The 13,463-nt window shown below is 68.9% G+C and carries 14 protein-coding genes; 6 read left to right on the forward strand and 8 right to left on the reverse strand.

Annotated features, from left to right (window positions below; genetic code table 11):
* The first annotated feature begins 47 nt into the window (after positions 1–47).
* The 3 genes from FHX39_RS09915 (at position 48) to FHX39_RS09925 (ending at position 2,550) form a co-directional block, all read left to right on the forward strand.
* Complete coding sequence (locus FHX39_RS09915; protein ID WP_332836761.1) at positions 48–980, forward strand: LysR substrate-binding domain-containing protein; 933 nt, start codon at positions 48–50, stop codon at positions 978–980.
* Between the two features lie 74 nt (positions 981–1,054).
* On the forward strand, positions 1,055–1,393 hold the full coding sequence (locus FHX39_RS09920; protein ID WP_183338002.1) for a YidH family protein: 339 nt from the start codon (positions 1,055–1,057) through the stop codon (positions 1,391–1,393).
* 59 nt (positions 1,394–1,452) lie between these two features.
* A complete protein-coding gene (locus FHX39_RS09925) occupies positions 1,453–2,550 on the forward strand; it encodes a sulfite oxidase (protein ID WP_198423342.1) in 1,098 nt (365 codons plus the stop codon).
* Positions 2,551–2,556: 6 nt separating this feature from the next.
* Here FHX39_RS09925 and FHX39_RS09930 read toward each other — a convergent pair whose 3' ends face one another.
* Genes FHX39_RS09930 through FHX39_RS09940 form a run of 3 tightly spaced genes read right to left on the reverse strand, consistent with a single transcriptional unit; the run spans position 2,557 to position 4,843 of the window.
* Complete coding sequence (locus tag FHX39_RS09930; protein WP_183338004.1) at positions 2,557–3,189, reverse strand: DUF305 domain-containing protein; 633 nt, start codon at positions 3,187–3,189, stop codon at positions 2,557–2,559.
* Entirely contained in the window at positions 3,186–4,430 is a 1,245-nt protein-coding gene (locus FHX39_RS09935) for a permease (RefSeq protein WP_198423343.1), read from the reverse strand. The genes FHX39_RS09930 and FHX39_RS09935 overlap by 4 nt, the downstream gene beginning before the upstream one ends.
* Positions 4,427–4,843, reverse strand: a complete 417-nt coding sequence (locus FHX39_RS09940; protein ID WP_198423344.1) for an ArsR/SmtB family transcription factor — start codon at positions 4,841–4,843, stop codon at positions 4,427–4,429. Before FHX39_RS09940 ends, FHX39_RS09935 begins: the two co-directional genes overlap by 4 nt.
* A gap of 356 nt (positions 4,844–5,199) precedes the next feature.
* Between FHX39_RS09940 and FHX39_RS09945 the strand changes: the two genes are divergently transcribed.
* Positions 5,200–6,204 carry a hypothetical protein gene (locus FHX39_RS09945; protein ID WP_183338006.1) on the forward strand — a complete coding sequence of 335 codons (1,005 nt, stop codon included), beginning with the start codon at positions 5,200–5,202 and terminating at the stop codon, positions 6,202–6,204.
* Positions 6,205–6,555: 351 nt separating this feature from the next.
* Positions 6,556–7,320 carry a YfbU family protein gene (locus FHX39_RS09950; RefSeq protein WP_183338008.1) on the forward strand — a complete coding sequence of 255 codons (765 nt, stop codon included), beginning with the start codon at positions 6,556–6,558 and terminating at the stop codon, positions 7,318–7,320.
* A gap of 638 nt (positions 7,321–7,958) precedes the next feature.
* On the opposite strand, the gene FHX39_RS09955 is transcribed toward FHX39_RS09950, so the two are convergent.
* The 3 genes from FHX39_RS09955 to FHX39_RS09965 are packed head-to-tail and all read right to left on the reverse strand — an operon-like array spanning position 7,959 to position 10,871.
* Positions 7,959–8,861 carry an alpha/beta hydrolase gene (locus FHX39_RS09955; RefSeq protein ID WP_183338010.1) on the reverse strand — a complete coding sequence of 301 codons (903 nt, stop codon included), beginning with the start codon at positions 8,859–8,861 and terminating at the stop codon, positions 7,959–7,961.
* Positions 8,858–9,319 carry a VOC family protein gene (locus FHX39_RS09960; RefSeq protein ID WP_183338012.1) on the reverse strand — a complete coding sequence of 154 codons (462 nt, stop codon included), beginning with the start codon at positions 9,317–9,319 and terminating at the stop codon, positions 8,858–8,860. Before FHX39_RS09960 ends, FHX39_RS09955 begins: the two co-directional genes overlap by 4 nt.
* A 55-nt stretch (positions 9,320–9,374) precedes the next feature.
* Positions 9,375–10,871: a DHA2 family efflux MFS transporter permease subunit gene (locus FHX39_RS09965; protein WP_183338014.1), complete on the reverse strand. Its 1,497-nt coding sequence runs from the start codon at positions 10,869–10,871 to the stop codon at positions 9,375–9,377.
* 128 nt (positions 10,872–10,999) lie between these two features.
* Here FHX39_RS09965 and FHX39_RS09970 point away from each other — a divergent pair, with 128 nt between their 5' ends.
* Positions 11,000–11,479: a MarR family winged helix-turn-helix transcriptional regulator gene (locus tag FHX39_RS09970; RefSeq protein ID WP_183338016.1), complete on the forward strand. Its 480-nt coding sequence runs from the start codon at positions 11,000–11,002 to the stop codon at positions 11,477–11,479.
* A 495-nt stretch (positions 11,480–11,974) separates the two neighbouring features.
* On the opposite strand, the gene FHX39_RS21760 is transcribed toward FHX39_RS09970, so the two are convergent.
* Together FHX39_RS21760 and FHX39_RS09975 are read right to left on the reverse strand one after the other, a co-directional pair.
* Positions 11,975–12,100, reverse strand: a complete 126-nt coding sequence (locus FHX39_RS21760; protein WP_269778518.1) for a hypothetical protein — start codon at positions 12,098–12,100, stop codon at positions 11,975–11,977.
* Positions 12,101–12,286: 186 nt separating this feature from the next.
* Positions 12,287–13,423, reverse strand: coding sequence for an ankyrin repeat domain-containing protein (locus tag FHX39_RS09975; protein WP_332836762.1), 1,137 nt, complete (start codon positions 13,421–13,423; stop codon positions 12,287–12,289).
* Positions 13,424–13,463 lie beyond the last annotated feature (40 nt).

The raw sequence follows: 13,463 nt of genomic DNA on the forward strand, positions 1-13,463 counted from the left end.
CCTGCTGATGCACAGGCGCTGCCTGTGACCGAGGGTAGGGTTCCCCTGTGGCACTGAGCGGGCATCTGCCGGACCTGGACTCGCTGGCCCTGCTGCTGGAGGTGGCGAGGTCGGGCAGCATCGGCGCGGCCGCCCGGGTGCAGGGGGTGAGTCAGCAGTCCGCGTCGGAGCGGCTGACGACCACGGAGCGCCAGGTCGGGGTGCCGCTGCTGAGTCGTGGTGCCCGCGGCACGACCCTGACCGCGTCGGGGACGTTGATGGTGGAGTGGGCCGCCCGGATGCTGCAGGTCGCCGAGGAGGTCGACGCCTCGATCGCGGCGCTGCGCGGCGCGCGTGACCGGGAGCTGAGGATCGTCGCGAGCATGACCGTCGCGGAGCACCTGCTGCCGCGTTGGCTGGTGGCTCTGCGGCAGCAGCAGGCGCACCCCGAGACGCGTGACGGCGCGACCTCGGTGAGCCTGCGGGCCGCGAACTCCGCGGAGGTGCTTCGCGCCGTCGCGGCAGGGGAGGCCGACCTCGGCTTCGTCGAGGGCGCCGAGCGCCCGGCGGGCCTGACCTCGACCGAGATCGGGCGCGACGAGCTGGTGCTGGTCGCTGCCGCCTCGGACCGGTTGGCCCGCCGCCGCACACCGCTGACCCCGGCCCAGGTCGCCGGGCTGGCGCTGACGTCGCGAGAACGCGGGTCCGGCACCCGCGAGGTCGTCGAGCAGGCTCTGGCCACGCACGGGCTGACGACCGCACCACCGGCCGTCGAGGTCACCACCTCCACCGCGGTCCGGGAGACCGTACGAGCCGGCGGTGCACCCGCTTTCCTCAGCCGCCACGCGGCCGAGGCCGACCTCCGCGCCGGCACGCTCGTCCTCGTCAGGACCCGCGACCTCACCGTCAGCCGCCTGCTCCGCGCAGTCTGGGTCGGTGGCGCCGATCCGCCCGCCGGCCCTGTCCGCGACCTGCTCGCCCTGGTGGCGCGCACGCCGTGATCCCCGCCCCAGGCTCGAGCCGCGTGCGGTGCCACAGTGGGAGCCCCGACAGTCAGAGGAGACGGAGTGGTCCGGTGAGCGACGAGCACCTGGGCACGCTGACGCGTGACCTGCTGGCCAACGAACGGACCTATCTGGCGTGGCTGCGGACCGCGGTCAGCCTGATGGTCGTCGGTCTCGCGGTGGCCCGGCTACTCGACCCCGGACACCTCGGGCCGCTGGTCGCCGGGGTGCTGCTCGCGGTCGTGGGCGCGGTCGGGGTGTTCTACGGGACGTGGCGGTTCCGGACGGCCGCGGCGCTGATCGAGCAGGGCGACATCGCCGGTCGCGACAGCAGCCGGGCGATGATGGTCGTGTCGACGGTCCTCGTGGTCTCCGTGGCCGCCGCGCTGGTGCTGCTGATCGCCCTGTGACGAAGGACCAGGAGGACCAGGTACGAGTCGATGGCCAGGACGAGGAGAGGAATCAGCCGATGACCAGCTGGGGCAAGCGCGACGAGATGATCGTGCACGAACGGGACCCGTTCAACGCCGAAGCACCACCGGGGGTGCTGGTCGAGGAGTTCGTGACGCCGGTGAGCACCTTCTACAGCCGCAACCACGGCCCGATCCCCGAGCTCGACCCCGACGCCTGGTCGCTGCGGGTCGACGGTGCGGTGTCGCGGCCGCTGACGCTGACCCTGGCCCAGCTGCAGGCCTTCGACCATGTGACCGTGACCGCGACCCTGCAGTGCGCCGGCAACCGGCGGGCAGACCTGATCAAGGTCCAAGACATCCCGGGTGAGGACCCCTGGGGCCGGGGGGCGACATCGACCGCCGAGTGGACCGGAGCGCGGCTCGGCGACGTCCTCGACGCGGCCGGGCTCGACCCGGCTCCGGGAGCCGGACACGTGGCGTTCGACGCCCCCGACGTGTCCCAGCTCGCGGACCCGCCGCAGCCGTACGGCGGGTCGGTCCCGCTGGCCAAGGCGCGAGGCCCGGAGGTGCTCCTCGCCTGGGCGATGAACGGTGCACCGCTCACGCAGGCCCACGGCGCCCCGGTCCGGGTCGTCGTCCCCGGCTACATCGGCGCTCGCAGCGTGAAGTGGGTTCAACGACTCACGGTCCAGCCCGAGCCGTCCGACAACTACTTCCAAGCCACGGCCTACCGCATCGTTCCGCCCGACGTCGACCCGACGCAGGCCGGTCCCGGCGACGGCATCTCCCTCGGCCCGGTCGTCGTGAACGCCGCCATCCTCGCCCCCTTCGACGGCAGCCGGCTGCCCGCAGGCCGCACCGACATCTCGGGCTACGCCTACGTGGGCGGAGACCGGACCGTCGCCCGGGTCGACCTGTCGACCGACGGCGGCAGCACGTGGGTGCAGGCCGACCTCGGCCGCCGCACCGACCGCTGGGCCTGGACGCTGTGGAGCACCAGCGTCGACCTGGCCGGCGGCCCGCACACCCTCCTCGTCCGGGCCTGGGACGACGCCGGCGCCCAGCAGCCCGAGTCACCCGCGTCGCTGTGGAACCCGAAGGGATATGCCAACACGTCGTGGGACCGCGTCGAGATCGTCGTCGACGCGGCCTGACACGTCTCAGCCGCCGAGGAGCCCGTTCATCTCGGTGATCTCGGCCTTCTGGGTCATGACGATGCTCTGCGCGAGCTTCTTCGCGTCCGGGTTCTGGCCCTGGGCGAGCTCGGTCTGAGCCATGGTGACCGCACCCTGATGGTGCTTGATCATGCCCGTCAGGTAGAGCCTGGCGGCGTCGTCGCCGCTGGCCTGACCGAGGGCGTCCATGTCGGCCTGGCTCATCAGGCCGTCACCGGCGCCCATCCCGCCCATGCCCCCCATCGAGGACGGGCTGGGGTCCTGCCCCCAGCCGGCCAGCCAGCCACTCATCTGGATGATCTCCGGTGCCTGCTCGGCCTTGATCCGGGTGGCCAGCGCGGTGACCTTCGCGTCCACGCCCTGCTTGCTCAGCAGCGTGTCGCTCATCGCGACAGCCTGCGTGTGGTGCGGGATCATCATCGTCGCGAACTGGATGTCCGCGGCACCGTGCTGGCCGACGGCGGGCGTACCCGGACCGGCGGCAGGCGAGGCGGGCGCGCTCGCCGACCCGGTGGGTGCCGCGCTGGCGCCGCCCGGCGCGGTGGCCCCCGTCGAGCAGCCCGCGAGGACCAGGGCGACCAGGGCGCCGGCGAGGGCGAGCTGCGTGCGAGACGTCATGAGGAGCCTTCTTCTGCGGTCGGAGTCGAGTGCGCGCTGTGGTCGTGGGCGCCGTGGTCGTGGGAGCTGTGGTCGTGGTCGGTCATGTCGTCGGGGCCGCCGCCCATCCCCCGCAGCATGGCGGGCCCACCCGTCCGGACGAACCGGACGACCAGGGCGGCGGCGAGGAGCAGGAAGGCGATGTTGAGGTAGGTCGTGTAGTTCCAGGACAGGTGCGTCGTCTCGACCCGCGCAATCCGTTGGCCGGGGACGAGTCCGGTGGACCCGAAGACGATCTCGACGACATAGCCGGCCACGACGCTGGCCACGTAGAGGACGCCCGCGAGCAGGGCAGCCGTCCTGAGGCCGTAGTACTTCCGGTAGATGATCAGCACGGGCAGGATCAGCAGGTCGGCGAAGATGAAGCTGACGACGCCGCCGAAGCTGATGCCGCCGTTCCACAGCACCGCCGCGAGCGGGACGTTGCCGATCGAGCAGACGAAGCTCAGCACGGCGACGACCGGGCCGACGATCGGACCCCACACCTTCGCGAGGAACGGGTGGTCGACGAGGAAGAACGCCCGCCAGAAGCTGTCGGGCACCCAGGCCGCGACGGCGCCGGCGATCAGCAGACCGATGACGATGTCGCGCAGGACGGCCGCCCACTCCATCACGAAGATGTGGCTGACCGACGTGATGCCCCGGGCGGACGTCAGTCGGCGGACCAGCGACCCGTCGCCCTGGACGCTCATGTCCATCGCCGCGTGACCCTCCATCGAACCAGCCAGCCCGCGGTCGGCCTGCCGGCGCGCGGCCTCGAGCAGGCGCGGTCGAAGGAAGAACTTGAGCAGCAGCGCGACCACGATGATCATGATCGGTCCGCCGACGAACTCGGCGGCGGCGAACTCCCAGCCCATCAGCAGGATCAAGATGATGCCGAGCTCGACGACCAGGTTGGTCGACGCGATCTGGAAGGCGATCGCCGCCGCGAAGCTCGCGCCCTTGCGGAACAGCGAACGTGCCAGTGCCACGGCCGCGTACGAGCAGGACGAGGACGCCGCACCCAGCCCGGTGGCGACGGCCAGGGACCGGGGACCATTCCCGCCGAGCAGGCGGGTGATCGACTCCCGCCGGACGACGGCCTGCACCGCCGCCGACAGCGTGAAGCCGAGGACGAGCGCCCAGGTGATCTCCCAGGTCATCGAGCCGGTCCGCTCGAGCGCGCGGAGAAGCTGGTGCCAGGCGGCGCCGAGCAGGCTCACCGGTCGTCCTCCTCGGCCGCTCGGGTCATCGAGACCAGCTCGCGGAAGCAGTGGTGGCGCAGCGGCTCGGGAAAGCCCGGAGCGAGCCGGTAGAACACGACCCGGCCCTGCTTGCGGGTCGCGACCAGACCGGCGGTCCGCAGGATCTTGAGGCCATAGCCTACGGAGTCCTCCGTCGACTCCAGGGCGAGGGCGAGGTCGCCGACGCAGAGCTCCTCCACCTCGTCGAGGGCGTACAGGATCCGGGACCGGACGGGGTCGGCCAGCAGGGACAGCAGCGCAGCCAGCCGCCCGGCGTCGTCGGCGGACAACCCGCGTGCCCGTGCGTGGGCGACCCGTTCCGGGTCGACCGGATGGTCGTGGGGCTCGGCCAAGCCGGTCACGCCGGGCTCTGCACCTCGGGGCTGCGCCATGTCGCACCACCTCTCGTCTCGTTTGCTCAGAGTATGACCGCTAACCCGTGCGATCACACGGATGTGCGGGAACCGAGGGGTTAGCTGCGGTCGCGCCTGAAACAGTCAGCCCGAATCTCTCCCGTGATTGGAGGTGTCCGTTGCCGTGGAACTTGTCAGCGAACTCCCGCTCACGCTGACAAGTTCAGGTGTGGCTTCGGGCTGGTTCCGCGACAGGCAAGATGTCAGCGCCCGGATTCTGTGACAGGCAACTTGTCACTCGCCGGATGATCACGGTCTCCGAAGGTTCACCGTCGTAGGCAAGAAGACGCTTCTTCCACTAGCCCTCTGAGTCCAGAGCTCTAGGGTGGGGTGTCGTGGAGATCCGTGAGCAGCACCAGCTCAGCCCGGTGGCGGACGAGGTGTCCGCGATCACCGCGGTGGTCGGGCCGATCCTCACTGGTGTCCTCTACTCGCTCAAGGGCGACGTCGCGGCCCAGCTCGGGGGCTACGAGAACGTTCCGCTCTTCATGCTCGCTCGGAACCACCGGCCTGGTGATGGCGACACCGGTATCTGCTTCGAGTACGCGGTGCACGACGCCGTTACTCGAGGTGAGTCATCCGTGCAGGAGCGGATCGCTGACGCGCTCAAGCTGTGCAAGGTCACGGGTAGCCAGCAAGCGTCGATCCTCTTCGGGGTCGAGAAGGCCGGGAACCAGCAGCTCATCGACACCGCCAAGGACCTGCTGACCTGGGACTCAAAGCTGGTCACGGCGAAGGTCGGCCGGCCGCCGTTGCTGCGCCGCCACATCGCGTCGGCCGCCGCCGCCTTTCGGACGCGTGGCAACAAGTCGCGGTTGCCCCAGAGCATCGACGGGTTGTGGAAAGCAGATCTGTTCTTGGGCAACTCGGACTCGGACGGGTGGGTCGGAACCACAGTCAAGATCAACCCTTCGGCGCTGACGGGTGCTCGGGGTCTGCGGATGGGTCTGGTGCCCGCGAGCCAGGGCAAGTCCGACGTCGTCTATCTCGACGACAAGAGGAACCTGGTGGTGTGCCCGGTCCCCTACGACGGTGCCTTCGTCGAGGTGTTCTACATGGCGTGGGAGGTGGTGACCTCCTTCATCGCGGCGGATGCGCAGGTCCCGAAGGAGGTCGCCCTGCCGAGGCCTGCGGCGCGTCAGGTGGCGCGTTACCTGGCGGACCGGCGCTCATACCCCGTTCTCGACGTGGTCGAGGCGCTGACGTCGTTGGCGCAGCCGGAGCTGCTGGTGTCGGAAACCACTCAGGCCGGCATCATCCAGTCGGGTGGGAGCCAGACCGATCCCACTATCGCGACGGTTCTTGCCCCCACACCCGCCGGCCTTGCGGCTGCGAAGTAGGTCCTCGGAGGGCCTCAGAGGCGCAGGAGGCTTGCCAGCCCGGCGGGAGTGAGGTGGACCAGGTCGAGACGGACACGATCAGCGGGAGTCACCACGCACACCAGATCCTGTTCGGCGAGCTCGACTGATGCGGCGTGCAGCGCGAGTTGACGTTCCGTCGAGGCCTGGTGCTACGCGGGTGGTCCTTGTCGAAGTCGGACGGGTGGGGTTGAGGAGCACGAAGTGGTCAGACATTGCAAGCGTGCTGGGACTGCCCGACGTGCTGGAGGAAGTAGTCCACTTTCTCGTTACGGTGCTACCGTATTGGCGTACTACGCAAACACACTCTTGTAGGACGTCAGGAGCCACGCAATGCCTACCATCACCGTTCGGCTCGACGACGAGACTCGCGACGCGCTGCAGCAGCGAGCGGGCGAGGACGGCGTCACGATCAGCGACTTCGTCCGAGACCTGATCCACGAGCGGGTCGTCAGCGTGCGGTCCGACGACGACCGTCCCGACGGGTACGCCCCGGACTCTCTCACCCCCAAGGACCGCCACGTCCTCTCTCTGCTGCACCGCATCCTCGCCAGGGTGCTTCCCGAGGATGCGAACGACGTCGACGGCGACCCTGACTACCAGCTCGAGCGCGCTCAGGTGCTCGAGGCGGGGTACACCGAGGAGTACGGGGTCGAGTTCGCCGGCATCTCGCCCGAGCTCAGCAAGCGCGACTCCCAGCGGGTCGTCGACATTCTCCAGATGTTCCGGATCGCGCACTACAGCTTGCTGCACCTCGAGAAGAGCGGGACGCCGGTCAGCGAGGGGTTGGCCAGCGCGCTGCGCTACCGGGGGTTCGACCACAACCGTGCCCTCGAGCACAAGATGTCCGCCTACGTGAAGCACCTCGTCGACGACGATCGCTGGGCCGAGCAGGTTGACGTCGTTCACGGGCCTAGCGGAGGGAACTCGCACTCCCCGACGCTCGACGTCTACATGCGGATGCTTGCCGAGTACCGGCGCATCGTGGCGGGCCGGGGCCCCGCAATCGGCCGGAACGACTACCTGCTGAGCGAGGACCAACTGCAGGCGATCGCCGCTGAACGGATCCATCCCGAGAACAGGACGGCCGGCCGATGAGCGAACCCGTTGACGATGTCGCCACGTACTCGTCGCTGCTGGGGCGACACGATTCGCACTCCATTCGGCCGTCCCTGGTGTACCGCTAGACCCTCAGTCGCCGCGACGCCTCACTGAACCGACATGCGGACACCCGCTCACGCTCAGTGCGGTACGCCACGACGTCGACCAGGTGTCGTCACGCTCAACGCCCGCCGGAGGACAACCACGCCCCCCGCGGCGGCGGCGGGCGCTGTCCGGTCTCACTGATGGTGTCAGCGGTTCCACGCTCCGCTGACACCTTCTGTGCGACGAACCACGACTGATCCGTCTCAGTGATCTTGGCAGTAGGCGGATTCTGTCTCACTCAAGTTGTCATCGGCCGGATGATCTTGCTTGGCACGCGGCAAGCCATGCACTGCGTGGGGTCGCATCGGGTCCCGCGCCTCGCCATGGTGTCTCCGGGTGACGCCCATTCATCGAGACTTCTTCCCGGGCGGGGATTACGAAGATAAGGCCGCTCTGTGGCGCGCGGCCTGGGAGGGGACAGGTTGGTGCCACCGCTGGACGGACGTCTTTCGGTGAGGGTTGGTGACGCGCCCTTGCCACCCGTACACCGTGGTCAAACTTGTCGGGAAGCTTCGATCAGGTGCGCGGTGTCAAAGTCGGGCTCGGAAGAACTTGGTGATCTCGATCAGTAGGTTGCGAACGTTGTCGACGGGTTCGCGTGAGTAGAAGTCGTGGTCGGCCCGCGGGTAGACGCGGTGCTTCGTCTCGACGCCGGCTGCTGCGAGGGTTTTGGCAAGCTCTGCTCCTTCGGCGGCGAGTGTGTCGAGCTCGCCGGTTTGGACGAGCGTGGGTGGCATGGCGTCCGCGAGTGTCGGGTCGTAGCGCGGCGCGGCTAGCTTTTCGCGTCGCCGTTCGATGTCGGGGAAGTAGGCCCAGGCCACCCACCGCTGGACGAAGGGGCTGATGACGGCTTTCGGGTTGGACGAGGTGCGATCGGTTCGGGTGGGGTCCGTGAAGGGCACCGTGAGCGCGACGGCGAGGGGAGCTGCCTCGCTGGCGTCGTGCAGCTGCTGGCAGACGTTGATGGCGAGCTTCGCTCCGGCGCTCACTCCGGAGAGCAGCAGCCGGTCGCCGTCCCAGCCGTGCTCCTGTCCTGACCTTCGGAGCCAGCGGGCGACGTCGAACGCCTCCTCCTCCGCGACGGGGTAGCGCACCTTCGGGGCGGTGTCGTAGTCGGGCAGCACGACGACGGCGTGCAGGCTGGCGGCGAGGTATCGCGCGAGGTGGAGGTCTTGCTCGGGGTGCCGGTTGACGAAGCCGCCACCGTGCAGCTGCATGATGATCGGCGATCTGGTGCCGGGGTTGGCGCCCTGCTGGGTGGGTCGGAGCACGAGGACGCGTACGTGGCCGTGCCTGGTCGGCACGGACAGCGTGGTCGGTGCCATGACGGCTACGGCGGCGGTGAGCTCGTTTGCGACCTGGGGGTTGGACTGGACCCGGGACCCGATTTGGGCCAGCAGCCAGTACAGCGGGTTGAGCGGTCGGCGCGTCACGAGGGCTGGCCCTCGGGCTGTTGTGCGCCCGCGTGGTCGAGCAGATCCGAGTCGGTGCGGTGGTTGATCTCGATCTCGAGTCCGTCGCCCAGCGGGCAGTAGAACGCCGTCCACGTAGCCCCGAGCACCTCGAAGACGCTGATCGTGCCGGGCTCGTACCCTGCTGTGGTCAGCTCGGCGTGGAGTGAGTGCACGGCTTGGGCGGTGTCCTGGATGAGCCCGAAGTGGAACTGCGGCGGGTATGCCGACTCCCCGTCTGAAGGCGGGTCGATCTGGGTGATGACGATGTCGGAGCCGTCGTCGCCGATGAGCATCGCGTACTCGGTGCCGGGGTTCGGCACGCCGGGGTAGTTGGGCACGGTGCCGCTCTGGACGGTGCTGTAGCTGAAGTGCGCTTCGAGCGTGCGCGTCAGCGCGTTGACGTCGCTGGCGCAGAGGTTGACGTGGTTGAGCCGCATGACAGATCTCTTTCGTTCTGGCGGTCTGCTGACCGCGGGGCTGGGTGGGTCGGGGTCATTGGTTGGTGCGCGCCGACGGTCGGCGCTCGGACTTCAGGAGGAACACGGTCGTGGCGGCGAGGACGGTCAGGATGGCCACCGAGGTGAGATAGGCGGCGTAGTAGCTGGCCAGCTGAGCGGCGGCCTGCGCGGCAGCGCCGGTGCCGTGATCGCGGAGGTAGACGGTCACAGTGCTGGCGGCGATCGCGGACAGGAATGCGGTTCCGACGGCGCCGCCGACCTGCTGGGAGGTGTTCACCATCGCGGAGCCGACGCCGAGGTCGCGGGGGTCGAGGCTCGAGGTGGCGATGTTCGGCGCGGCCGAGAAGACGTGCCCGAGGCCGAGACCCAGGACGAGCAGGGCGGGGACGATGGTCAGCCAGTAGCTGCTGGTGAGGCTGATCGTGTTCAGCAGCAGCAGCCCTGCGGCGGCGACGAGGGGGCCTCCCACCAGGAGGGCCTTCGCGCCGAGACGCGGGAGGGTCCGAGGGGCGATGACGACCGAGGTGATCGCGATGCTGATCGGGAGCGGGAGGAAGGCCAGCCCGGTCTGGAGCGGGGTATAGCCGCGGAGGAGCTGCAGGTAGTAGGTGAGGAAGAGGAACACGCTGAAGAGGGCGAGCGACACCAGGCCGGCGGTGAGGTACGCGGCTCCGCGGTTCCGGTCGGCCAGCACACGGGGCGGGAGCAACGGGTCGGCGACCCGGGCCTCCACGACCAGGAACACGACGAGCAGGACGGCGCCGACGCCGAGGGTGACGATAGTGACGGGGTCGTCCCACCCGCTGATGGCCGCGGTCGACAACCCGTAGACCAGGCCGACGAGGCCGAGAGACACCAGGACGGCACCCGCGGCGTCGAGCTTCGGCTTGGCACCCAGGACCCGATCCGCAGGGATGGTCGCCACGGCGCCGATGGCGGCCGCGGCCGCGAAGAACAGGTTGATGTAGAGGGTCCAGCGCCACGACGTGTACTCAGTGAGGACGCCGCCGAGGACCAGTCCGATCGCGGCGCCACCGCCAGCCACGGCTCCGAAGACGCCGAAGGCGCGCGCCCGTTCCTGAGGGCTGGTGAACATCGACGACAGCAGCGACAGCGCGGCGGGGGCGAGGAGCGCCCCGAATGCGCCCTGCGCGGCGCGGCCGGCGACGAGCATCCCGAAGCTCACGGCGGCGCCCCCGACCGCGGAGGACACGGCGAACCCGAGCAGGCCGGCGATGAAGACGGTCCGGCGCCCCCATACGTCGGCCAGTCGGCCGCCGAGCAGCAGCAGGCTTCCGAACGCGAGCGCGTAAGCGGTCACGACCCACTGCCGCTGGTCGGTGTCGAAGCCGAGGTCGAGCTGTGCCGTCGGCAGCGCGACGTTCACGACCGTGCCGTCGAGCACGATCATCAGCTGCGACACGGCGAGCACCAGCAGAACCCAGCCGAGGCGCTGCGGCTTGCCGGGCCCGGCCTCCGACGTCGAGCTCGGCGACGACCGGTCGGCTGCCGGGATGTGGGTCCTGTTCATGATCATTCTCGCCCTCGTCGTGAGGCAGCCAGCCTCCAGGCTCCCTCGTAAAGTAGTTACGCGGTGAAGATACTCCGTGTCGTGCTAGTTTTCAATTCGCTCGTCACGACGGCAGGAGAGGATCAGGTATGGACGAAGGGCAAGAGCAGGAGGAGCAGCGCGCGCAGCTCGTGCAGGACCTTCGCGCCTTCGCCACGACCCAGACCGAGATGGGGCGGATGTTTGCCCGGACCAGGCACATGCACACCACAGACGCCGCCGCCGTCGTCGAGATCCTCACCGCCGAAGATCGTGCACTTCCGCTGACACCCGCACGTCTGGCCGAGCGGATCGGTCTGAGCACCGGAGCCACGTCGACCCTGCTGAACCGTCTCGAGGCGGCCGGGCATGTCCAGCGAACACGTGAGCACAGTGACCGCCGCGTCGTCACGCTGCACTCCACGCCAGCCATCCACCAAGCAGCCGACGACTTCTTCGCCCCTCTTGCCGACCAGCTCCACACGGCACTAAGCCACTACTCGATGGATGAGCTCCGTCTCGCCGGCGACATCGTCAACCGGCTCCAGGCAACGATGTCTGCCTACCTGATCGACGGCGCCACCTTTTAATAGTCGCCGACCAGGACCCTTCAGCGCCGGTCATCATCACAGCGCCTTATTCGCCTCAGTACTCCGCCCGACAGTCCTCTTACGGGACGGGTTGGCGGCGCCTCACCGTGCTTCATCGAGTACTGGGCCACTGACAAGATAAGTGAGAAACGCGGCCAGATCCGGACTGCTGACAAGATGCGTGAGAAAACTGACAACTTGCATGCGACAGGACAGCCGCTAGCGGGCCGCCCCGCCGGCGCCTCCTCGCCGCCGCCGCCGTCACGGGGGGGCGGGGGGGGCGGCGACGAGCCTAAAAGAGTCAGCCCGGACCTCTATCGTGATTGGCTAGAGAGGACAGAAGTGTCCGGCGTCATCGAACTTGGCAGTAGCTCCACGCTTAGATGACAGTCCTGCGTGTGCCGGAAAGGGGGCCGTCTGTGCCAATGCTCTTGTCAGTACCCGGATTTTGTGTCACTTAAGTTGTCAGTACCCGGATGATCTTGGTTCGCAGCCTCAACGCCCTTTTTCGATCACGACCTCGACCCCATTCAGGATGTCGTCCCAGATCCCGCGGGTCGCGCGCACGAACTCGGACTCTGAGTCGATTCGTCTCGACCAAAGCTGGTTCGGCTGGGCCACGAGACGCATTGTTTCACTCGCTCTGCGCCGGCGATTGACGTCTGATCGTTCGCCAGGGCAGCTCGTGAGCATCACCAGCGCCGGACCCCGCCGGGTGCGTCAGCCCGGCCTCAGAGGTGGCGAACGCGCGAACGATGCATGGTGATGGTCCGTTCCAGGCGCTGGATCTGTCCCCCCGGCTGCCGGTCATCCCTGGAGCAGGTCCGCGACGGCCTCGTGTCCGCGTCGTTGGGCGTGCTGCAGAGCGGTGACACCGTCGCGGTCGGGCAGCTGCCGGTCCGCTCCGGCGGCGAGGAGGGCCGAGACGATCTGCTGGTACCGCCGGGTTCCGTCACCGAGGATGACTGCTTCGAGCAGCGCCGTCCAACCGAGGTCATTGACGTGGTTCACGTCGATGTCGGTCTTCACGACGCGCTGCACGTAGTCGAGGTGGCCGCGTTCGCTGGCCGGGATGAGGGCGACGCCGCCGAAGCGGTTGCGAATGCGCAGGTCGGGGTGGGCGGGCAGCAGCACGTCAGCCATCGCGACGCTGCCGGTGACCCCGGTAACAAGCCAGGGCGTGTCGTGCCGGTCGTCGAGCGCGTCAGGATCCGCGCCGAGGTGCACTAGCAGCCGCGCGACCGCCAGCTCGTTCGCGGTGACGGCGACGAGCAACGGGGTACGGCCCCGGTTGTCCCGGGTCTCCAGCTTCGCGCCCGCACGTACTGCAAGGGCGGCGCGGGTGGCGTCGCCGGTTGCTGCGGCGGCGAGCAGGCGCCGGTTGGCCTCCCGCTTGGAGGGGTCGTCGGCGTCGAGTGCGGCATCCAGCTCCCTGGCGATGGCGCCGAAGCCTTTGGACCGGGCATGGGCCAGGGGGGTGAACTGGTCGCGTTGTGAGCGGAGCCGGACATCGGCTCCGGCGGCGAGGAGCACCCTTACGGTGTCGACGTAGCGGGCTGATCCGTCGCCGAGGATCACGGCTTCGTGGAGAGCCGCCCAGCCGAGGTTGTTGACGTGGTCGAGCTCGACTCCGGCCCGTACCAGTCGCCCGGCGACGTCGGCGTGACCGCGGTCGGCAGCGCGGATCAGCCCGGTGCCGTTGAAGGAGTCCTTGGCGTCGACGTCGGCGCCGTGCTCCAGGGTGAGGTTGAGCAGTTCGAGGTGACCTTCGCTGGCGGCGATGAGATAGGCGCTCTGCTGGCTGTCGTCTTGGGCGTTGACGTCGGCGCCACGACGGATCAGGGTGCGCGCGCGTAGTACGTCGTTGTCCGTCGCGGCTGCGATCAGCGACTCGTCGAGGTTCTGCTGTTCTGAGGCGGTGCGCGGGGCGCGCGGTGACGACACGGCTGGACTCGATGCGCAAGGCGTCGGCGAACCGGTGCCG

Source organism: Microlunatus antarcticus, assembly GCF_014193425.1.
Lineage (GTDB): Bacteria > Actinomycetota > Actinomycetes > Propionibacteriales > Propionibacteriaceae > Microlunatus > Microlunatus antarcticus.